This window comes from Polaromonas sp. AET17H-212, assembly GCF_002379085.1.
In the GTDB taxonomy this organism is placed as follows: Bacteria; Pseudomonadota; Gammaproteobacteria; order Burkholderiales; family Burkholderiaceae_C; genus Polaromonas.
Genome location: NZ_NBZW01000047.1, coordinates 1 through 20,628 on the forward strand (window position 1 = coordinate 1; position 20,628 = coordinate 20,628).

The window sequence follows — 20,628 nt, forward strand, 5'->3', positions numbered from 1 at the left end:
GGTCGTAACCTTTGGCTTCGCCGCCGAACTTGGCTGCGAGCACGGTCGTGATCGCTGCCGTCAGGGTGGTCTTGCCATGGTCAACGTGCCCAATCGTGCCGACGTTGACGTGCGGTTTGGTCCGCTCAAATTTGCCTTTTGCCATTTTTCGACTCCAAATACCTTAAGGATTTACTTACGAAATTTGTCACACCTCTGCCACCCCACCAGCCATGCCGGCACACTGTGCCGACCATGCACCCATGAAATGGTGCCCATTCCGGGAATCGGACCCGGGACCTCTCCCTTACCAAGGGAGTGCTCTGCCACTGAGCCAAATGGGCCAAATTCAAAAACTCTGCTTACCTGCCAAATACAAAACCAGCGCGTGTTGTGATGGAGCGGGAGACGGGAATCGAACCCGCGTCATTAGCTTGGAAGGCTAGGGTTCTACCATTGAACTACTCCCGCATCGACCGCCTTTTCACTTCAAGACAACCCCGAAACACGGCATACCAACCATCCAGGCCAAGCCTGCCTATCAATTCATCGCTGGTGGAGAGGGCTGGATTCGAACCAGCGTACTCGTTAGAGGGCAGATTTACAGTCTGCTGCCATTAACCACTCGGCCACCTCTCCTTTGGCGAACCTCAGATTATGCCATGGAAATTTGACATCCAGCAATCCTGAACAACAAGTGCTTACCACCTCACCGGCCGGCGGCCATGGCTGCGCAAAAAGTCATTGGCGGCGCTGAAATGCCCGCAGCCAATGAAGGGTTTGGGGGGGCGCAGCGCCGACAGGGGCGAGGGGTGGTTGGCCGTCAGCACCAGGTGCCGGGCAGGAATCAGCGCCTGTTTGGTCTGCGCATGGGCGCCCCAGAGCATGAACACCACCGGCTCGGGTTTGGCCGCCACCGCGGCGATCAGCTGGTCGGTCAGCACTTCCCAGCCCTGTTTGGCATGGCTGGCGGCCTGGCCTTCTTCCACCGTCAGGCTGGTGTTGAGCAGCAACACCCCCTGGCTGGCCCAGCGTTCCAGCGAACCGCCGCTGTGTGCTTCCGGCGTCACCGCCGGGTCGCGCGCCAGCTCCTTTAACATGTTGCGCAGGCTGGGCGGCGGCTTCACGCCGTCGGGGACCGAAAAAGCCAGCCCCTGCGCCTGCCCCGGGCCATGGTAGGGGTCCTGGCCCAGGATCACGACCTCGACAGCGGCCAGCGAGGTCAGCGCCAGGGCGTGAAACGGCTGCGGCGGGTAGATGATGGCCCCTTGCGCGAGCCGCTGCTCGATAAACGCCCCCAGTTGCTGGCCGGTTTGGCTGGCGAGGAAATGCCCCACCACCGGCACCCAATCGGCCGCCAGCGGCCAGTCGGCCGGATTCCAGCGCGTCAGGTGCCGGCCGTGGCCGGCGCCCTCCGGCAACGGCCTGGGCCGAGCTTCAAAGGCCAAATCGGCCTGCAGTCCTTGTGACATGGGCGTGTGCGGCTATTTAATCAGTAGCATCCGGAAACAGGCCGGCCAGCGCAACACCGGGGTCGTCGGCGCGCATGAAGGCCTCGCCAACCAGGAAAGCGTTGACTTTGGCCTCGCGCAGGCGCGCCACGTCGGCCGGGGTCGAAATCCCCGACTCGGTGACCAGCAGGCGGTCGGTCGGCACGTCCTTGAGCAGGCCCAGCGTGGTGTCCAGCGACACCTCGAAGGTCTGCAGGTTGCGGTTGTTGATGCCCAGCAGCGGCGTCTTGAGCTGGAGCGCGCGCTGCAGCTCGGCGCGGTCGTGCACCTCCACCAGCACCGCCATGTCCAGCGAAAAGGCCAGCGCCTCCAGCGCCTTCATCTGCGCGTCGTCCAGGCAGGCGGCAATCAGCAGGATGCAGTCGGCGCCCATGACGCGCGATTCGTAGACCTGGTAGGGATCGACAATGAAGTCCTTGCGCAGCACCGGCAGGCTACAGGAGGCGCGCGCCTGTTTCAGATAATCGATGCTGCCCTGGAAAAAATCCTTGTCAGTGAGCACCGACAAACACGCCGCACCATGCTCAGCATAACTTTGCGCAATGTCGGCGGGAATGAAGTCGGCCCGCAGCACCCCCTTGGAGGGGCTTGCTTTCTTGATTTCGGCAATCACCGCGGGCTTGCCGGCGCTGATTTTGGCGCGCAGGGCACCGGCAAAGTCACGCGTCAGCACGCGCGACTCGGCGTCAAAACGCATCGCGGCCAGGGGTTTGCGCTTGACCGCCGCGGCGACTTCTTCGCGCTTGACGGCCACAATCTTGTTCAGGATATCGGACATGGTTCAGGTCGCCAGGGCTTGGGTGGTGGAAACAAGCTGCTCCAGCTTGCCTTTGGCAGCGCCGGAGGTGATGGCCTTGCGGGCCAGCGCGATGCCGGCCAGCATGGATTCGGCCACATTGGCCGCATACAGGGCGGCGCCGGCGTTGAGGATGACGATGTCGCGCGCCGCGCCGGGCTCGTCGTCGAGCACGTTCCTGAGCATCGCCATCGACTGCTCCGGTGTTTCCACGCGCAGCGCGCGGTTGCTGGCCATGGCCAGGCCGAAGTCCTCGGGATGGATTTCGTACTCGGTGATTTCGCCGCCCTTGAGCTCGCCGACCACGGTGGCCGCACCCAGTGACACCTCGTCCATGCCGTCCTTGCCGTAGACCACCAGCGCATGTTCGGCGCCCAGGCGCTGCAGCGCGCGTATCTGGATGCCGACCAGGTCGGGGTGGAACACGCCCATCAGGATATTGGGCGCATCGGCCGGATTCGTCAGCGGCCCGAGGATGTTGAAGATGGTGCGCACGCCGAGTTCCTTGCGCACCGGGGCGACGTTTTTCATCGCCGGATGGTGATTCGGCGCAAACATGAAACCAACACCGACCTGCGCGATGCATTTGGCAATCGCGTCAGGGGGCAGGTTGATGTTGATGCCCAGGGCTTCGAGCACGTCGGCGCTGCCGGACTTGCTGCTGACGCTGCGCCCGCCATGTTTGCTGACCTTGGCGCCGGCCGCGGCGGCCACAAACATCGAGCAGGTCGAGATGTTGAAAGTGTGCGAGCCGTCGCCGCCGGTGCCGACGATGTCGACCAGGTGTGTCTTGTCGGCCACATGGACCTTGGTGGAAAACTCGCGCATCACCTGGGCCGCCGCGGTGATTTCGCCGATGGTTTCCTTTTTCACGCGCAAGCCGGTGATCAGCGCGGCCATCATGACCGGCGACATCTCTCCGCTCATGATCATTCGCATGACGTGCAGCATCTCGTCATGGAAGATTTCGCGGTGTTCGATGGTGCGCTGCAGGGCTTCCTGCGGGGTGATTTTGTGGGTGTGGGGCATGAGGTGTCTCGTTTCTGGGTTCTTGACTGAAGAATATCTGGATCAGTTCGCCGGATGGTCGGCCAGGGCCAGCTTGATGCCAAACCCGATGAACATCACGCCGGCGGCGCGGTCCAGCCAGTGCATGCCGCGCCGCACCGCATCGCGCCTGGCCAGCCACGCGGCAACCAGCGCCCAACCCACGTTGACAGGGATGGCGTTGAGATTGAACAGCACGCCCAGCATCGCAAAAGCCAGCGCGGGGCTGGCGGCGTCAGGCGCGATGAACTGCGGCACAAACGCGAGGAAAAAGATCGCCACCTTGGGATTGAGCACATTGGTCCAGAAACCACCGATGAACACCGCCTTCAGCGGGCGTTGCGGTTCGCTGGCGGCCGCGGCCATCAGGTCGGTGGCGACTGGCGGGCGCCTGGAAAACAGGATGTTGATGCCTGTCCACAGCAGGTAGGCTGCGCCCATCCATTTGAGAACCGTGAAGGCCGTGGCCGAGGCGGCCAGCAGTGCGCTGACGCCGACCGCGGCCGCGAAGATGTGGACAAAACAACCGGCCGTGATGCCCAGGCCCGCCACCATGCCGGCGCGCGCGCCCGAGCGCAGGGAGTTTGTCACGATGTACAGCACGTCAGGGCCCGGCGTCAGGTTGAGCAGCCAGCCGGCCGCGATGAAAAGCAACAGGTGTTGAACATCCGGCATGCTCACGTCCTTGCGTTGAAAAATTGGCGAATCGCCGCCACAGCGAGGTCCACACCGGCGGTGTCCACGTCCAGGTGGGTGACAAAGCGCAGGCGGTAAAGGCCGGTGGCCTGGACACCCTGCCCCGCCAGGTGCTTGAGCAAGGCCGCAGACTGTTCCCTGGCCGCCCCCGTCAAATCCACAAACACCATGTTGGTCTGCGGCACCTCCACCTGCAGGCCTTCAATACCCGCCAGCCCGTCGGCCAGATGTTGGGCCAGCGCATGGTCCTGGGCCAGCCGCCCCACATGGTGGTCCAGCGCATGCGAGGCCGCGGCCGCCAGCATGCCAGCCTGGCGCATGCCGCCGCCCGCCATCTTGCGGATGCGATGCGCCCGGGCGATGAATTCGCGCGAGCCGCACAAGGCGGACCCCACCGGGGCACCCAGGCCTTTGCTGAAACACACCGAAACGCTGTCAAAACATTGCGCAATGCGCCGCGCCTCGGCCAGTGGGGTGCTGCCCGTTTGGGCGGCCTGCGCAACGGCGGCATTGAACAGCCGTGCACCGTCCAGGTGACGGCTGAGTCCGTGTTTTTGCGCCAGCGCGGCCGCCTGCTGCACATACTCGAAAGGCAGCAGCTTGCCGCCCAGCGTGTTCTCCAGCGCCAACAGCCGGGTGCGCGCAAAGTGCGCGTCATCGGGCTTGATGGCCGCCTCGACGTCCGCCAGGGCCAAGCTGCCGTCGGGCTGGTGATTCAGGGGCTGCGGCTGCACGCTGCCAAACACCGCTGCGCCGCCGCCTTCCCAGCGATAGCAGTGCGCCATCTGCCCGACGATGTATTCGTCGCCACGCTGGCAGTGGGCCAGGATGGCGCACAGGTTGCTCTGGGTGCCGGTGGGCACAAACAGCGCCGCCTCGAAGCCCAGCATCGCCGCGATCTTGTCCTGCAGCGCATTCACGCTCGGGTCGTCGCCGAACACATCGTCCCCCAACGGCGCGCGGGCCATCGCGGCACGCATGCCTTCGGTGGGCTGCGTCACGGTGTCGCTTCTCAGGTCAACTTTTGTGGTCATTTGTGGCACCGGCCCTTATGGAATATGCGCAAACAGCTATGCTTTTTATAGCAAACAGAGCCGCGACTAGACGCGCTGCTCGAGGAAGTTTTTCAGCATCGCATGGCCATGTTCGGTCAGTATCGATTCGGGGTGGAACTGCACACCCTGGATGGCGAGTTCCTTGTGGCGCACCCCCATGATTTCGCCGTCGTCGGTCCAGGCGGTGATGGCCAGCGCCTCGGGGCAGGACGCCTTGTCGATCGCCAGCGAGTGGTAGCGGTTCACGGTGAACTGCGCCGGCAAACCGGCAAACACACCTTGCTGCGTGGTGGTGATCACGCTGGTCTTGCCGTGCATCAGCTGCTGTGCGCGCACGATCTTGCCGCCAAAGGCCGCGCCCACCGCCTGGTGGCCCAGGCAGACGCCCAGGATCGGCAGCTTGCCGGCAAAGTGCTGGATGGCCGCCACCGAAATGCCGGCCTCCGCCGGCGAACACGGGCCGGGGGAAATCACCAGCCGGTCCGGCGCGCGTTCGGCAATGCCTTCCAGCGTGATCTCGTCGTTGCGGAACACTTCCACCTCGGCACCGAGCTCGCCGAAATACTGGACGATGTTGTAGGTGAAGGAGTCGTAGTTGTCGATCATCAAGAGTTTCATGATCCGCTCCTTATTCCAGGCCTTCTTCGACCAGCTCGGAAGCGCGCAGCAAGGCGCGCGCCTTGGCCTCGGTCTCTTTCCATTCGAGCTCGGCCACCGAATCGGCCACCACCCCCGCCGCCGCCTGCACATACAGCATCTGGTCCTTGATGACGCCGGTGCGGATGGCAATCGCCACGTCCATGTCGCCGGCATAACTGAGGTAGCCGCAGGCGCCACCGTACAGGCCGCGTTTGGTGGGTTCGAGCTGGTCGATCAGCTCCATCGCATGCACCTTGGGCGCGCCGGTCAGCGTGCCGGCCGGAAAAGTCGCCTTGAGCACGTCCATGCTGGTCATGCCGTCGAGCAACACCCCCTCGACATTGCTGACGATGTGCATGACGTGGCTGTAACGCTCCACCGAAAACGCCTCGGTCACCTTGACCGTGCCGGTCTTGGCGATGCGGCCGATGTCGTTGCGCGCCAGGTCAATCAGCATCACGTGTTCGGCACGCTCTTTCGGGTCGTTGATCAGTTCCTGCTCGACGGCCTTGTCGGCCTCGGGCGACGAGGCGCGCGGACGTGTGCCGGCCAGCGGACGGATGGTGATTTTCTGGCCCTCTTCGGTCTTTTCCTGCCGCACCAGGATTTCCGGCGAGGCCCCGACCACATGGAAATCCCCGAAGTGGTAGTAATACATGTAGGGGCTGGGGTTGAGCGAACGCAGCGCCCGGTACAGCGACAGCGGCGACTCGGTATAGCGCTTCTTGATGCGCTGGCCGACCTGCACCTGCATGAAATCGCCGGCCTCGATCAGCCGCTTGGCGCGTTCGACGGCGGCCAGGTAGTCGGCCTTGGCAAAGTCACGTTCGGCCGGGTATCCCTGGCTCGGCTTGACCACCGGCGCGCTGACCGAGTACTTGAGTTGCTCTTTCAGTTCGCGCACGCGCTTCTTGGCGTTCGCATAGGCTTCCGGCAGGGCCGGGTCGGCGTAAACGATCAGGTAGAGCTTGCCCGACAGGTTGTCGATCACCGCCAGCTCTTCGCACTGCAGCAGCAGGATGTCGGGGCAGCCCAGGGTGTCCGGCGGGCAGGAGGCTTCGAGTTTTTTCTCGATGTAGCGCACGGTGTCGTAGCCGAAGTAGCCGGCCAGGCCGCCGCAAAAACGCGGCAGGCCGGGCCGCAGCGCGACCTTGAAACGTTTCTGGTAGTCGCTGATGAAATCAAGCGGGTTGGCCTTGGAGGTTTCGATGACCTGGCCGTCGCGCACGACCTCCGTCAGCACGTCGGCGCCAAAACCGCTGGCGCGCACCAGGGTGCGGGCCGGCAGGCCGATGAAGCTGTAGCGGCCGAAACGCTCGCCGCCGACGACCGATTCGAGCAGAAAGCTGAATTTGCCGCCGTCCCTGGAATGCGCCAGCTTGAGGTACAGGGACAGCGGGGTTTCGAGGTCGGCAAACGCCTCCGCCATCAGCGGAATGCGGTTGTAGCCCTGCTGCGCAAGGCTTTTGAATTCAAGTTCAGTGATCACGGCAAGTTCCTTCACCGGTGGACCCACGCGCGCCGGCGTGGCCACCCTCATTCAGTACGCCCCGACAGCCGGGGCAAGGATGCTCGTTGCAGGAGGGCAAGAGCGCATCAAAACAGGCTTGCATGGCCGCGAGGCGGGCCGGCCTCAGCATGCGAGAGCTGTCAGGCCCGCCAGGGCCAGGCTCCCCGGTAGCTGCTACCTGTCTGAATGATGCGATGAATGAACATGGAAGGCCGAGTGTAGCAAAGCCAGACGGACAGAAAGAGATCCGCCCAGCCACTCCCACAAACGCAAGAGAGCGAAGTTCAGCGGGGGCCAAAAAATCAGGCGCCCCCGTAGCCTCGAAAGAATGTAACTAGTAGTAACGCTTATCTCGCAAACCCTCTTGTGGCGGGTCAGGGGCCGGACCAAAATACACCCATTAACGAACGACCGTTCTTTTTTTTGGGAGACCTTTTATGACCTGGATGAAACCATGCCTGGCGGGCGCCGTATCGCTTTTGTTGGCATGCAGCGCCGCAGCGGCCACCGTGGAGGTGGGCGGTGTCAAACTGGATGACCAGATCGACATGCGCGGCAGCAAGCTGGTGCTCAATGGCGCCGGCGTGCGCTTCAAGGCCGTCTTCAAGGTGTACACCGCCGGCCTGTACCTCGGCAAAAAAGCCGCCACCCCGGAGGAGGTGCTGGCCGCGCCCGGCGCCAAGCGACTGCAGATCACCATGCTGCGCGAGATTGATTCCAACGAACTCGGCAAGCTCTTCACGCGCGGCGTGCAGGACAACGCGCCCAAAGCTGAAATGTCGAAGCTGATCCCGGGCCTGATCAAGATGGGGCAGATTTTCTCGGACCAGAAGAAACTGCTCGCCGGCGACGTCTTCATGATCGACTGGGTGCCCGGCACCGGCACGGTGATCACCGTCAAGGGGGTTCCGCAAGGCGAGCCCTTCAAGGAGCCGGAATTTTTCAACGCGTTGATGCGGATCTGGCTCGGTCCCGTGCCCGCCGACTGGAAACTCAAGGACGCCCTGCTGGGCAGACCCGCCTGAACCCAGCGCCGGCTGTGATGTTTAACGGGGCGCAAGCCCCGTTTCTGTTTTCAGGGCGGCCAGGTCCATTGCCGCAAGCGTGTCGACAAAACCATCGGCGTCCACACCGCGCACGGGCTGGCCATGGTTGTAGCCGTAGGTCACCAGCAACACCGGACAACCCGCGGCCCGCGCCGCCTGGGCATCGTTGCTGGAGTCACCGATCATCAGCGTTCGCGCCGGCGCGCTTCCCAGTGCCTCGCAGGTTTTGACCAGCGGCAGAGGGTCGGGTTTTTTCCGCTCGAACGAATCGCCGCCGAACACCAGGCTGAAAAAACCGTCCAGGCCCTTGGCCTTGAGCAGGGGCAGGGCAAACGCGGTTGGCTTGTTGGTCAGGCAAGCCAGTTTCAGGCCCTGGCCCTGCAGCAGCTGCAAACCCTCCAGCACGCCCGGGTAGACGCGGGCATGCTGGCCGTTGATGGCCAGGTAGTGGCGCTGGTAGCTGCTCCAGGCCGCCGGGAACAGCTGGACGGCGGCTGCTTCCTTATTGATAGCTGTTGGCGCCCGTTCTGCAAAGGCTGCCGGCCTATTCAGCACATGATCCAGGACAGCGCTGATCAAATGCTCCGAGCCCTTGCCCACCCGCGTCCCGACCACGGATCGGTCGACTGGCGACAGCGACAGATCGGCCAGCATCCGGTTCAGGGCGACCACAAAATCACCAAGGGTGTCGACCAGGGTGCCGTCGAGGTCAACGATCGCCGCATCGAACAGGCCGTGCTTGCGGGACAGGGGGTTTCCTTCCATGAGGCCTCAACCCACCGCGCCGAACAAGGCGCCAACGCTTGCCGTGATCGCCATCGCGAGCGCGCCCCAGAAGGTCACACGCCCTGCACTGGCCAGCACGCCGGCGCCTCCGGCGCGGGCGGCCACAACACCCAGGAGGGCGAGAAAAATCAGTGAGCTTGCGCCAACCCAGGCGATGAGGCCTTGCACGGGCGCCCAGGCGGTGACAGCGAGCGGCAGCGCCGCGCCGACCGCAAAACTCGCCGCCGAGGCCAGTGCGGCCTGCACCGGCCGCGCACTGAGCGCCTCCGAAATGCCGAGTTCGTCCCGGGCATGAGCGCCCAGCGCGTCGTGCGCCGTCAACGCGACCGCCACCTGCCGCGCCAGCTCGGGCGTCAGTCCCCTTGCGACATAAATGCCGGTCAACTCACGCTGTTCAGCGGCGGGGTCGTGCGCAAGCTCGGCACGTTCACGCTCAAGATCGGCTTTTTCGGTGTCCGCCTGCGAGTGGACCGAGACATACTCCCCCGCGGCCATCGACATCGCCCCGGCCACCAGCCCGGCAACACCCGCCACGAGAATGCTGCCCTGGCTTGACTGCGCGGCGGCGACACCGACCACCAGGCTGGCGGTGGACACAATGCCGTCGTTGGCCCCCAGCACAGCCGCGCGCAGCCAGCCGATGCGGTCGGTACGGTGACGTTCAGTATGGCGCGAGAACTTCATGATCGAGGTGGAGGGTGGAGGGTGGATGGAGCAAGGGAAAACGCCGCCGGGGACCCCGCCGGCTTAGCGCTTGCCATGGGCACGCCGGCTGTCGATGGCATGCCGCAGGCTGCTGAGCAAACGCTGCTCGTCGATCGGCTTTTCAAGCCAGTCGGACACCGCCACCGTGGCGCCGGCGTACAAGCGGGCTTCCGCCGCCGTCACCGATAAAACGAGAACCGGCATATCTGTCGTGCGTTTGTCCTGGCGCAGGGAGCGGATCAGTTCCAGCCCGTTTTCGTAGGGGAGCTGGATGTCCACGGTCATGGCGGCGTAGGACTCCATCCTGAGGTAGTCGCGGGCCTGCGCCGCCGTGTGGGCGATGTCGGCATCGAAGCCGGCCTTGTCCAGCATCATGCCTATCAGCTGGGCCACATCCGGGTCGTCTTCACAGACCAGGATGCGCGGCCGGTTCAGCCCGTAAAGACTCATGGGCGCCGTGACCGGAGGCGCCTCGCGCCACTCCGGCAGCTCGAAAAAGAAGGTGCTTCCCACATCGACCTTGGAGGTGAAGCCGAGGCTTCCCTCCATCCGCTCAATGATCGCTTTCGAAATCGCCAGGCCGAGGCCGGTCCCGCCCTTCTGGCGCGTGTCGGACGAGTCGGCCTGCGAAAACTTCTGGAAAATGCGCTGGCGAAATTCTTCGGGAATCCCCGGTCCGTTGTCACTGACCTCGACGCGCACGCGGCCGGCGTGCCGGCCCAGCAGCACCAGCACCGTGCCTTGCGCGGGAGAAAACTTGATGGCGTTGGACAGCAGGTTGGTCATCACCTGGAGCAGGCGGTCGCTGTCCACCTGGACCTTCAGGGGCTGCCTGGGCGCATGCAGGATCAGCTTGACCTGGTGCTGCGCGGCAAAACCTTCGTTGTCCGCCAGCGTCTGCTGCAGCAGGGGCAGCAGTTCCAGCGACTGCAACTCGAACTGCATCTTGCCGGACTCGATTTTTTCACTGTCGAGGATGTCGTTGATCAGGCGGATCAGCCGCTCACAGTTGTTTTTGGCGATTTCCACGAGGCCTTTGGCCCGCTCCGGCAGCGCACCGGCCACACCGCCAGAGACCAGCCCCAGCGAGCCGCGTATCGAGGTCAGGGGCGTGCGCAGTTCATGGCTGACCGTGGAGACAAACTCGCTCTTCATGCGGTCGATGCGCTTGAGCTCGGTGACGTCGGTGCCGAGCGTGAAAAATCCGATGACCTTGTCCTGCGCATCGCCTTCACCGTAGCGCGGGAAGTAACTCATCACGTATTCGCGTCGCTCGCCGCTGGCGGTGAGCTGCTCCCGCTCGTAACGCACCGAATAACCGGACAGCGCTTCCCGCACATGGCCGCTTATCCGGCTGTAAAACTCGGGGCCAGCGATTTCAAGCAGCGTCTTGCCGTGGATTTTTTCCCGCGGCAAACCAAAAGCCTCTTCATAGGCCTTGTTGTGGAACTGGAAGCGCTGGTCGGCGTCCACATAGGCCATCAGGGCCGGGACATTGTCGGTCAGCTGGCGCAACTGCTCCTCGCTGTCGTGCAGGGCATCAGCAATGCGCTTGCGTTCGGAAATGTCGCGGATGATGGCCGTGAAAAGCCGCCGCCCGCGCACATTGACGTCGCCGAAGGACACATTGACGGGAAACTCGCTGCCATCGCGGCGCACGGCCAGGACCTCGGTATCGGACTCCCTGAAACCTGGCGGACGGTCGCCCAGGGTGGCAAAAAAAGCGGAAAAACCCGGCTGCCAACGCGCCGGCAAAAGCATGGCCACCGGCTGCTCCAGCAAGTCCTTGAGCCGATAGCCAAACAAGTGCCGGGCCGCACTGTTGGCGTTGGCAATCAGCCCCTCCGGGGTCGCGGTGATGACGCCGTCAGCCATGCTCTCGGTGATGGCGCGGCTCATGGCTTCGCTGTCGGCCAGCTCCGCCTGGATGCGGCGGTTGCTCGCCTGCGCGCGGATCACGGCCCGGATGGTCCAGCCGAGCAGCCCGAGCGAGAGCAGGCCGCTCAGCAGGATCAACAGCCGGACCGTCTGCGCTGTCCGCCGGGCGTTTTGCTCGGAACGCTCCAGGGTCAGCGTCTGTGCGCTTTTGGTCCGGCCGGCCAGCTCCTCGATGTCCTCGTGCAGCTGGCGATTGAGGTCGCTGCCGACAATCGCGGTCGCCGCCTCCAGCCCCGCCTGCTGCCGGACGCTAACCGCCCTCTCCATGAGATCCAGGCGACGGCCGATCAACCCCTGCAGGGTGCGCAGGTCCTCCAGGCTCTCGCCCGCCATCGGCAGGGCACCGGCCCCCCGCAGCACCTGCTGCACGCCCGCCCTGGCCTGCCGGTAGGAAGCCAGGTCCTTGTCGATGTTGGTCAGAAGGTAACGCCGCTGGAGGGACTCTGTGGTCTTGAACTGCGAAACGAGCCGCTCCAGCAGGACCACCGTCTCCTGGACTTTTTCTTCGCTTTGCTCGCTCTCCAGCAGCGCATTGATGGTCAGGTAGGAGGTGACCGTGCTCAGGGCCATCAGGAGCAGGCCCAGGCCCAGGGCAAGAGTGATGTTGGTGCGAAAGGGCAGCTTCATGGCGGGGGTCTCATGCGGGGCTGGGTACGGGAATCGGTGCCGGGGGGTTCCCCCGATCCGCCTGCACGGACGATACACCAGCGGGCTCTGCACGCCTGCACGCCTGCCTGCCTGCCTGCCGCCGGACGCCGCCGCGCGGTCATGGCGTTGTCGCCGCAGGCAAACCGGCCTCCAGCGCCGCGGTCAATTCTCCCAGCGAGGCTTCCAGTCGCTGTAGCAACACATCAAGCGCGGCGCGCGGCTGCTCCCCGTGCAGGGCCTGCTCCAGCGCCTGGGCATGCGCCGGCACCTGCGTGGCACCGATCTGCGCGGACAGGCCGCGCAGGGAGTGAACCAGCAGTTCCGCCTCTTTCAGGTCGCCCGCGTCCAGCGCCTCCCGCAGGCGACCGGGCGTGTCCCTGCGCCCTTCCAGAAAACGGCCCAGCATGGAAAAATAAAGCGTTTTCACGCCCATCGCCCGGCGCAGCCCGAGGGCCAGGTCCAGCCCGTCGATGGCGGTGGGCCAGGCATCGGCCTGCGCTTCACCAGCAGCCGTCGCTTCCAGCCTGGCCAGCGCCTTGCGCAGCTCGCTCACGGCCTCGGCCTTTTGCGCCGCCGTCAGGCGGCCCGCATCGATTTCCAGATGCAGGCCCGGCCGGTCGCAGCGGATGACCGCCGGATCGCCAGGCATTCCCGTGGCGTCCGGGCGCACCACATACACGGGAATGGGCTGGGCAAAGCCCTTGGCCAGGATGGCGTCGCGCGCGTCGGCCTGGACCTGGCCCTGCACCAGGGCATGGGTTTCGCTGGAAATCAGGATTTCGCCGGGCTCGGCGGCCTGCTCGAGCCGGGCCGCCAGGTTGACCTCGCGGCCGATGATGGTGTATTCCATGCGCAGGCTGCTGCCGAAGTTGCCGACGTCGCAAAACCCCGAGTTGATGCCGATGCGTATCTCGAAATTCCTGTGGATGCCCATGTCCCGCCAGCGGGCGCGCAGTCCTTCCATGCGTTTTTGCATGGCAATCGCCATCCGCACGCACTGGACGGCATCCTCGCGAACGCCCAGCGTATGCGGATCGCCAAAAAAGATGACGATGGCGTCCCCGATGAATTTGTCCAGCGTGGCGCCGTATTCGGCGGCAATCTGCGACATCTCCGCGAAATAGCTGTTGAGCAACAGGGTGACCTCTTCGGGCTGCCACTGCGCCGTGGACTCGGTGAAGTTCTTGATGTCGGAAAAAAACACCGTGAGTTTTTTGCGCTGCGTCCGGATTTCCGCCTGGCGCGAACCGTCGAAAAGCGACTGGTAGACCTGCGGCGCCAGATAACGCGAGAGCTGCTCGGACAACACCTTCAGCCGCCTGGCGTTGGCGCTGCGCTCCAGGTGCAGCTTCAGGCGCGCCAGAAGCACCGGCGGGCTGATGGGCTTGGTGACGTAGTCGGTGGCGCCCAGGTCCAGACCCCGGTGCTCTTCGTCTTCACTGCCCAGCGCCGTCAGGAAAATCACCGGGATATCGGCGGTGCGCGGGTCCCGGCCGAGCCGGGCCAGGACCTCGTAGCCGTCCATGTCCGGCATCACCACGTCGAGCAGGATGATGTCGGGCCGCCCGGCCGACCGGGCCATGTCCAGGCCGGCCTCGCCGTCGGCAGCCGCCATCACTTCGTAGCTGTCCTGCAACAGGGCCGTGAGCAGGTAACGGATGTCCTCGCTGTCCTCAATCACCAGAATGCGATGCTTGTGCAGCGGCGCCGCCGCATCCGCCCCTGCGGTCTGCTTCAGCGCGCCCGCTTCTGGTTTGCCTGCTGTCCCCATGGTCCGGCCCTTCTGTTCAAGCCAGGGTCCGGCCCCTGGTTCACCCGCATCTGTCGGCTTATGTCGCCAGTGCTGCCCGCATGCCCGCGATCACCGCCCGGTAGTCCGGCTTGCCGAAAATCGCACTGCCCGCCACAAAGGTGTCGGCGCCGGCCGCGGCCACCTGCGCAATGTTGTCCAGCTTGATGCCGCCGTCGACCTCCAGACGGATGTCCTTGCCCGAGGCGTCAATGCGCTTCCTCGCCTGCTCGATCTTGCGCAGCGCCGAGTCAATGAAACTCTGGCCGCCAAAACCGGGGTTGACACTCATGATCAGGATCAGGTCGATGTCGTCGATGACCCAGTCCAGCACATCCAGCGGCTCGGCCGGGTTGAACACCAGCCCGGCCTTGCAGCCCTTGGACTTGATGGCCTGCACGCTGCGGTGCACATGGCCGGAAGCGTCGGGGTGGAAGCTGATCAGGTCGGCGCCGGCATCGACAAAGGCCGCGGCCAGGCTGTCCACCGGCTGCACCATCAGATGCACGTCAATCGGCACCGCGGTGCCATCGGCCTTTTTGGCGTGCGGCTTGAGGGCGCTGCAGATCATGGGCCCGAAGGTCAGGTTGGGCACGTAATGGTTGTCCATCACGTCAAAGTGGATCCAGTCGGCGCCGGCCTCGATGACCGACCGGAGTTCCTCCCCCAGGCGCGCGAAATCGGCGGACAAAATCGAAGGGGCAATCCGGTACACCGGTGGCTTGTTTTGGCTCATGGCAGGATTGTCGCAGCAAGCGCGCACCCTGCCCATTTCCCCCGGATTTTCCTGCCCGGCACAGGGCGGTTAACATGGGCGCCACTCTTGTGGACCCCATGCCGAAATACGAATTTTCCTGCGACGTCCAGCCGCACTACCTTCCCGAGCAATCTGCACCCGATGACGAGGTGTATGGCTTTGCCTACACCGTCACGATCACCAACACCGGCGAAGTCGCGGCGCAGCTGATCTCGCGCCACTGGATCATCAGCGACGCGCGCGGCCACACCGAGGAGGTCAAGGGCCTGGGCGTGGTCGGCCACCAGCCCTTGCTCAAACCGGGCGAGTCCTTCCAGTACAGCAGCGGCTCGCGCCTGCGCACACCGACCGGCACCATGCATGGCAGCTACTTTTGTGTCGCCGAGGATGGTGAACGTTTCGAGGCGGCCATTCCGATGTTTGTGCTCGAGGCGGGCGAGGCCGGTGGCCCGGGCCAGGCCGGCGCCGCCCGTGTCCTGCATTAGGTCCCTCTGGCCATGCGGACACTGAGCGAGTTGCTGGACCAGCTGGAGCCGCGCGCCGAGCTGGCCGTGCGGCACCTCTGGCTCAGCGACCTGCTGGACTGGATACGCGGGGACGCCAACAATGCGCAGGCCGCGCTGTCCCGGGTCCAGCTGTTCCTGGACGCGGCGCACGCCCGGCCGGGTTTTCCGGAGCGGCTGCGTCAATGGTGGCTCACCCTGGTTGAAACGGTGGATGCCACGCCGCTGTTTTCCGATTTCGGTTTTGCGCCGCGTGCCGCCTTTCTGAGCGAGCTCGGCGAACGGCTGCGCTACAAGCTGTTGCCGGGCACGCCCGAGACCACGCATGCCACCGAACTGTTCATGCTGCTGTTCCCGGTGCCGTTCGACGCGCAGTGGCTCAAGCTGCTCGACGAGGACACGCTGGGCCGGCTGGGCGCCCTGCTGGGACCGCCCACCGCCGCACCGGCCGGCGACGAAGACGTTGGCGAACCCCCTGCCGCCGGCGCCAGCACGTTGTTGCAGGACTGGCAGGTCACGCTGCTGGAGTCCCTGACCTACTGCACCAGCCAGGTCTGCGCCACCGGCTTCTCGCCGGAACTGCGCCTGCGCATGAGTCCCCAGAGCCTGCTGGCCCGGCCTTTTCACGGCCTGCTGGCCGACCTTGAAGCGCTGCGCGCCGCGCTGCTGCTGCACGGGCCTGACAGCGGCGCACTGCACCTGGCGCTGGACCAGTTCAAGAGCCGGCTGGAGGCCTGCCGCAGCGCCGCCTCGTCGGTCTACGCCCACCTCGACGAACACGGCATCTCGGTCGGCCTGGTGTTTCGCCTGCGCCAGCTGCGCGAGCGCATCCTGCGCATTCGCGAGCTGCTCGACTGCCTGCTTTCGGACAAACCCGCCACCAGCGCCATGCAGCTGCTGGCCCGGCTGGTGCTGCTGGCCGAAGAGCGGCGCAGCATACGCGCGCTGGTGGCCAGCAACTCCACCCTGCTGGCCGCCAAGGTGGCCGAGCGCGGCGCCGAGACCGGCGAACACTACATCACGCGCGACCGTGCCGCCTACACCGACATGCTGGGCAAGGCGGCCGGCGGCGGCGTACTGACGGCCGTCACCACGCTGCTCAAGTTCATGGTGGTGGGGCTGGCGCTGTCGGCCTTCTGGAGCGGCTTCCTGGCCAGCATCGTGTATGCCGCCAGCTTTGTGCTGATCCAGCTGCTGCACTTCACGCTGGCCACCAAACAGCCGGCCATGACGGCACCGGCCATGGCCGCCAAACTCAAGGACCTGCGCACCGGCGAAGCGGTCGGCGAGTTTGTCGACGAAGTCACCCACCTGGTGCGCTCCCAGGTGGCGGCCGTGCTGGGCAACGTGCTGGTGGTGGTGCCGGTGGTGCTGCTGATCAGCATCGCCATGCAGTACGGGCTGGGGCGGCCGATGATCGACGCGAAAGAAGCCGCTCATGTGCTGCACAGCCTGAGCCTGCTCGGCCCCACGCTGCTGTGGGCCGCCTTCACCGGCGTGGTGCTGTTTGTCGCCAGCATCATCGGCGGCTGGGTGGAAAACTGGTTTGTGCTCTACCGCCTGGCGTCAGCCATGCGCTACAACCCGCGCATCACGCGGGCACTGGGTGTTGCCCGGGCGCGGCGCTGGGCCCATTTCATGCGCGACAACATTTCCGGCTTCACGTCCAACATCGCCCTGGGTTTCATGCTGGGGCTGATTCCGCCCATGACCGGCTTTTTCGGTCTGGAACTCGAAGTGCGCCACGTCACCTTGTCCTCGGGCCAGTTGGCGGCCGCCGCGGCCGCCCTCGGCTGGGACGCGTTGCGGCAGCCGGCGCTGTGGTGGTGTGTGGCGGCCATCCCGCTGATCGGCGCACTCAACCTGGGGGTGAGCTTTTACTTCGCCTTCCGGCTGGCGCTGCGGGCCCACAGCGTCAGCGGTGTGGACCGCCGCCGCATCCGTTCTGCCATCTGGGCACGCTGGCGCAGCAAGCCGGCCAGCTTTTTTCTGCCCGACTGACAAGCCACAGGCGCTGGCTGTCAGCACCCTGACAGCCGTCACGCCAGCAGCGCGCCATGGCCGCATGCGAGTGCTTGTCCTACATGCAAAGAGTGTGAAGCGTTGTAAATTGGGGCTGCCTTTTTTCCATGGGTCATGGGCATCTGCCCGGCCTGCGACCACCGGCCCCGACAATGAAGCTCAGCAGGCCCCGGGGCTTGTCGCCGCATCGGCGGCCTGTCCCCCTCGAGCACCCGCGCACCCCTGCGCGGCGCTGCATGAATTTCAATCAATCAGCGGAGACACTCATCCATGAATGAAATCATGGCCATCTGGGCCGAATGGATCAAACCCTCGGCGGGGCTTCCCACGGTTCAGTGGTCCATCCTGCTGGCGCTGGCCGCGCTGACCGGGCACCTGGTGCAGCGTTACGCCGGCGTTCCCAAGGTGGTGGGTTATTCGGCGGTTGGCGCCTTTGCCGGTCTGGCCGGATTCACCGGTGCGGCCTGGCCGCTGCAGGGAACCGGCCTTTTTCTGCTGGAACTCGGCGTGGCCGTCGTGCTGTTTGAAGCGGGTGGCCGCATTCCGCTGCGCTGGTTCCGCCACAACCCCATGGTGCTGGTGCAAAGCCTGGCCGAATCGACGCTGACCTTTGTCGCCGTCTACTGGGCGCTGACCTTTTTCGGCGTGCGTGACGTGGTCGCCGAGCCGCTGGCCCTGCTGGCCATGGCAGCTTCGCCGGCGGTGCTGTCGCGCGTGATCATCGACACCCACGCCTCCGGCCCAGTCACCGAGCGTGCCATGGTGCTGTCGACCCTGAGCACGCTGTATGCGCTGACGCTTTGCAGCGCCCGCGCCGGCATGATGAACACCGCCGACCAAAGCCTCACCGACACCCTCTACCCGGTGGCGGTGGTGCTGGGCCTCTCGGTCGTCGTCGGTGCCGGCCTGGCGCTGGCGCTGCGGTCGGCCCTGCGCGTGATGAGCCCGACCAGCGAGAACACCGCCATCCTGCTGCTGGCCTTGATCGCCACGGGCGCCGCGCTGGCCGCCCACTTCGGCGGCTCGGCGCCCCTGGCCGCACTGTTGGGCGGCATGATGCTCAAGCAGCTCAACCCCCGGCCCTGGTCCTGGCCGCGGCAGATGGGCACCGCCTCGGCGATGCTGACCATGCTGATGTTCGTGCTGGTCTCCGTGGTGGCCGCGCAGGCCGACTGGAGCGGCCAGGTGGCCGGGCTGGTGGCGGCGCTGGTCGTGGCGCGGGCCCTGGCCAAGATCACCGGCGTGGCGCTCGGCAATGTGGGCAGCGGCGCCAGCTGGAAGCAGGCCCTGTGGGTCGGCTGCGCGATGTCGCCGATGTCCTCGGTGGCGCTGCTGATCGTTTCGCAGTTTGTGGCTTCGTCGGCTTCGCTGGGACCGCGCATTGCCAGCATTGCGCTGCCGGCCATCCTGCTGATGGAAGTGCTGGGCGCCATCGTCGCCACTTTCGCCATCTACCGCGCCCGTGAAAGCTCCAAACCCTGGACGCACACACCCTGGACCAACTCAACCGGAGAGCTCCGTGAGTAAACACACCCCTGCGCAACTGGCACCCGGCGGGCTGGAGCCCTTCCAGAAATCGGAGGCGCTGTCGCTCGGCGTCGAGCTGGAACTGCAGCTCGTCAACACCCATGACTACGACCTCGCGCCGTACGCCGAAGACATGCTGCGCCTGATGGACAAGATCCCCCTGCCCGGCAGCGTGGTGCCCGAAATGACCTCCAGCATGATCGAGGTCTCCACCGGCGTCTGCCAGTCCTCGTCCGAGGTGCTGGGCCAGCTCACGCAGATCCGCGACGCGCTGGTCAAGTGTGCCGACAAGCTCAACATCGCCGTGGTCGGCGGCGGCACCCACCCCTTCCAGCAGTGGCATGAGCGCCGCATCTACGACAAGCCGCGTTTTCGCGAACTGTCCGAGCTCTACGGCTACCTGTCCAAGCAGTTCACGATTTTCGGCCAGCACGTGCATGTGGGCTGCCCCGATGCCGACACCGCGCTGCTGACATTGCACCGCATGTCGCGCTACATTCCGCACTTCATCGCGCTGTCGGCCTCCTCGCCCTTTGTGCAGGGGCAGGACACGGCCTTTGATTCGGCGCGCCTGAACTCGGTGTTTGCCTTTCCGCTGTCCGGCCGCGCGCCGATGGCGCTGACCTGGGACGAGTTCACCGTCTACTTCGAGAAGATGACACGCACCGGCGTGGTCCGGAGCATGAAGGACTTTTACTGGGACATCCGGCCCAAGCCGGAGTTCGGCACCATCGAGATCCGCGTCTTCGACACCCCGCTGACCATAGGCCGCGCCGCCGCGCTGTCCGGCTACGTGCAGTCGCTCGCGTCGTGGTTCATGAACGACCAGCCCTTCATGCCGACCGAAGACGACTACCTGGTCTACACCTACAACCGCTTCCAGGCCTGCCGCTTCGGACTGGAGGCGGTCTACGTGGACCCGGCCACCGGCCAACACATGGCCCTGCGCGACCACATCCTGATGACCATGGACAAGATCGGTGCGCACGCCAGGCCCCTGGGCGCCAGCAGCGGCATCCACCTGCTGCGCAGCAGTGTGGAGCTGTCGAACAACGACGCGCGCTGGTTGCGCGAGTTGCAGGCCAAGGAAAACCTGCTGGCCGAAGTGATTCGCCAGGCGGCGCTCAAATTCCGGGGATTGCCGGTTTGACCTTGTCAGCATCACGCTGCGCCTGCGGTCTGCCTTGGACAGTAGGCGCAACTCCCCACTCCCACCCCTAGCCCCTGCCCTCGCCCCGCTGGGCGATGGAGGGGGACTTCATTTGGCCGCGTGTGCTGCGCTCGCGTGCAAACATGACTGTCTGTTGACGCCGTCCTGACGCGCTACGCGCGTCAGGACTCCCCGCATCCGAACCCGCATTCGATTCCCCCACCCGTCGGGCTGGGCCGAGGAGCGCAGGCAAAAGCGGATCGGCTGGCGTTGTTTGAGCCGCAGGCGAGTTTAGCCAGACCCCGCTTTTGGCGAGCACCGCAGGTTGCCCGCAGCGAAGCGGAGGGACCCAGACCATCGGGTCGCCTTTCTTTCGGGTACTTTTCTTTGGCGAAGTGTATAGACCGGACACATGGTGGACAGGTGTACGGGGACATGGTTGACGGTTTGAATTAATCCACAGCCGGCTGTCTCAAGTCAATTTCCAGGCAATGGTGGTGTGCGAAATAGACATCAAACACGCC

At 65.0% G+C, this 20,628-nt stretch carries 18 protein-coding genes and 3 tRNA genes; 5 read left to right on the top strand and 16 right to left on the bottom strand.

Annotation, left to right across the window (positions count from 1 at the left end; genetic code table 11):
• From B7G53_RS21435 to trpE, 11 genes are all read right to left on the bottom strand, one after another.
• Window positions 1-145 (bottom strand): GTP-binding protein (locus B7G53_RS21435; RefSeq protein WP_240523322.1); only part of this gene is annotated, 145 nt, incomplete at its 3' end.
• 103 nt (window positions 146-248) lie between these two features.
• Window positions 249-323 (bottom strand) — tRNA-Thr (locus B7G53_RS21440).
• Window positions 324-376: 53 nt separating this feature from the next.
• A tRNA-Gly gene (locus tag B7G53_RS21445) sits at window positions 377-450 on the bottom strand.
• A gap of 82 nt (window positions 451-532) precedes the next feature.
• Window positions 533-618 (bottom strand) — tRNA-Tyr (locus tag B7G53_RS21450).
• Between the two features lie 62 nt (window positions 619-680).
• Window positions 681-1,451 (bottom strand): uracil-DNA glycosylase, encoded by a 771-nt coding sequence (locus B7G53_RS21455; protein WP_096671537.1) that lies wholly within the window; start codon window positions 1,449-1,451, stop codon window positions 681-683.
• A 16-nt stretch (window positions 1,452-1,467) separates the two neighbouring features.
• Window positions 1,468-2,268, bottom strand: coding sequence for an indole-3-glycerol phosphate synthase TrpC (gene trpC / locus B7G53_RS21460; protein WP_096671539.1), 801 nt, complete (start codon window positions 2,266-2,268; stop codon window positions 1,468-1,470).
• Window positions 2,269-2,271: 3 nt separating this feature from the next.
• Entirely contained in the window at window positions 2,272-3,315 is a 1,044-nt protein-coding gene (gene trpD, locus B7G53_RS21465) for an anthranilate phosphoribosyltransferase (RefSeq protein ID WP_096671541.1), read from the bottom strand.
• A gap of 42 nt (window positions 3,316-3,357) precedes the next feature.
• Window positions 3,358-4,008, bottom strand: a complete 651-nt coding sequence (locus B7G53_RS21470; RefSeq protein ID WP_096671543.1) for a LysE family translocator — start codon at window positions 4,006-4,008, stop codon at window positions 3,358-3,360.
• Between the two features lie 2 nt (window positions 4,009-4,010).
• A complete protein-coding gene (gene ltaE, locus B7G53_RS21475) occupies window positions 4,011-5,063 on the bottom strand; it encodes a low-specificity L-threonine aldolase (protein WP_096671545.1) in 1,053 nt (350 codons plus the stop codon).
• Between the two features lie 66 nt (window positions 5,064-5,129).
• Window positions 5,130-5,702: an aminodeoxychorismate/anthranilate synthase component II gene (locus B7G53_RS21480; RefSeq protein ID WP_096671547.1), complete on the bottom strand. Its 573-nt coding sequence runs from the start codon at window positions 5,700-5,702 to the stop codon at window positions 5,130-5,132.
• Window positions 5,703-5,712: 10 nt separating this feature from the next.
• On the bottom strand, window positions 5,713-7,212 hold the full coding sequence (trpE, locus tag B7G53_RS21485) for an anthranilate synthase component I (protein WP_096671565.1): 1,500 nt from the start codon (window positions 7,210-7,212) through the stop codon (window positions 5,713-5,715).
• A gap of 458 nt (window positions 7,213-7,670) precedes the next feature.
• Between trpE and B7G53_RS21490 the strand changes: the two genes are divergently transcribed.
• Window positions 7,671-8,258 carry a chalcone isomerase family protein gene (locus B7G53_RS21490; RefSeq protein ID WP_096671549.1) on the top strand — a complete coding sequence of 196 codons (588 nt, stop codon included), beginning with the start codon at window positions 7,671-7,673 and terminating at the stop codon, window positions 8,256-8,258.
• Between the two features lie 21 nt (window positions 8,259-8,279).
• Here B7G53_RS21490 and gph read toward each other — a convergent pair whose 3' ends face one another.
• From gph to rpe, 5 genes are all read right to left on the bottom strand, one after another.
• A complete protein-coding gene (gene gph / locus B7G53_RS21495) occupies window positions 8,280-9,044 on the bottom strand; it encodes a phosphoglycolate phosphatase (RefSeq protein ID WP_096671551.1) in 765 nt (254 codons plus the stop codon).
• 6 nt (window positions 9,045-9,050) lie between these two features.
• On the bottom strand, window positions 9,051-9,749 hold the full coding sequence (locus B7G53_RS21500) for a VIT1/CCC1 transporter family protein (RefSeq protein WP_096671553.1): 699 nt from the start codon (window positions 9,747-9,749) through the stop codon (window positions 9,051-9,053).
• Window positions 9,750-9,812: 63 nt separating this feature from the next.
• On the bottom strand, window positions 9,813-12,335 hold the full coding sequence (locus tag B7G53_RS21505) for a PAS domain S-box protein (protein ID WP_096671555.1): 2,523 nt from the start codon (window positions 12,333-12,335) through the stop codon (window positions 9,813-9,815).
• A gap of 139 nt (window positions 12,336-12,474) precedes the next feature.
• Window positions 12,475-14,127: an adenylate/guanylate cyclase domain-containing protein gene (locus tag B7G53_RS21510; RefSeq protein ID WP_096671557.1), complete on the bottom strand. Its 1,653-nt coding sequence runs from the start codon at window positions 14,125-14,127 to the stop codon at window positions 12,475-12,477.
• A gap of 58 nt (window positions 14,128-14,185) precedes the next feature.
• Window positions 14,186-14,881, bottom strand: coding sequence for a ribulose-phosphate 3-epimerase (rpe, locus tag B7G53_RS21515; RefSeq protein WP_096671567.1), 696 nt, complete (start codon window positions 14,879-14,881; stop codon window positions 14,186-14,188).
• Between the two features lie 98 nt (window positions 14,882-14,979).
• On the opposite strand from rpe, the gene apaG reads away from it, so the two are divergent.
• From apaG to B7G53_RS21535, 4 genes are all read left to right on the top strand, one after another.
• A complete protein-coding gene (gene apaG / locus B7G53_RS21520; RefSeq protein ID WP_096671559.1) occupies window positions 14,980-15,387 on the top strand; it encodes a Co2+/Mg2+ efflux protein ApaG in 408 nt (135 codons plus the stop codon).
• 12 nt (window positions 15,388-15,399) lie between these two features.
• On the top strand, window positions 15,400-17,406 hold the full coding sequence (locus tag B7G53_RS21525) for a site-specific recombinase (RefSeq protein ID WP_096671561.1): 2,007 nt from the start codon (window positions 15,400-15,402) through the stop codon (window positions 17,404-17,406).
• Window positions 17,407-17,697: 291 nt separating this feature from the next.
• Window positions 17,698-18,954: a cation:proton antiporter gene (locus B7G53_RS21530; RefSeq protein WP_096671563.1), complete on the top strand. Its 1,257-nt coding sequence runs from the start codon at window positions 17,698-17,700 to the stop codon at window positions 18,952-18,954.
• Complete coding sequence (locus tag B7G53_RS21535) at window positions 18,947-20,104, top strand: YbdK family carboxylate-amine ligase (RefSeq protein WP_255250121.1); 1,158 nt, start codon at window positions 18,947-18,949, stop codon at window positions 20,102-20,104. The genes B7G53_RS21530 and B7G53_RS21535 overlap by 8 nt, the downstream gene beginning before the upstream one ends.
• The last annotated feature ends 524 nt before the right edge of the window (window positions 20,105-20,628 follow it).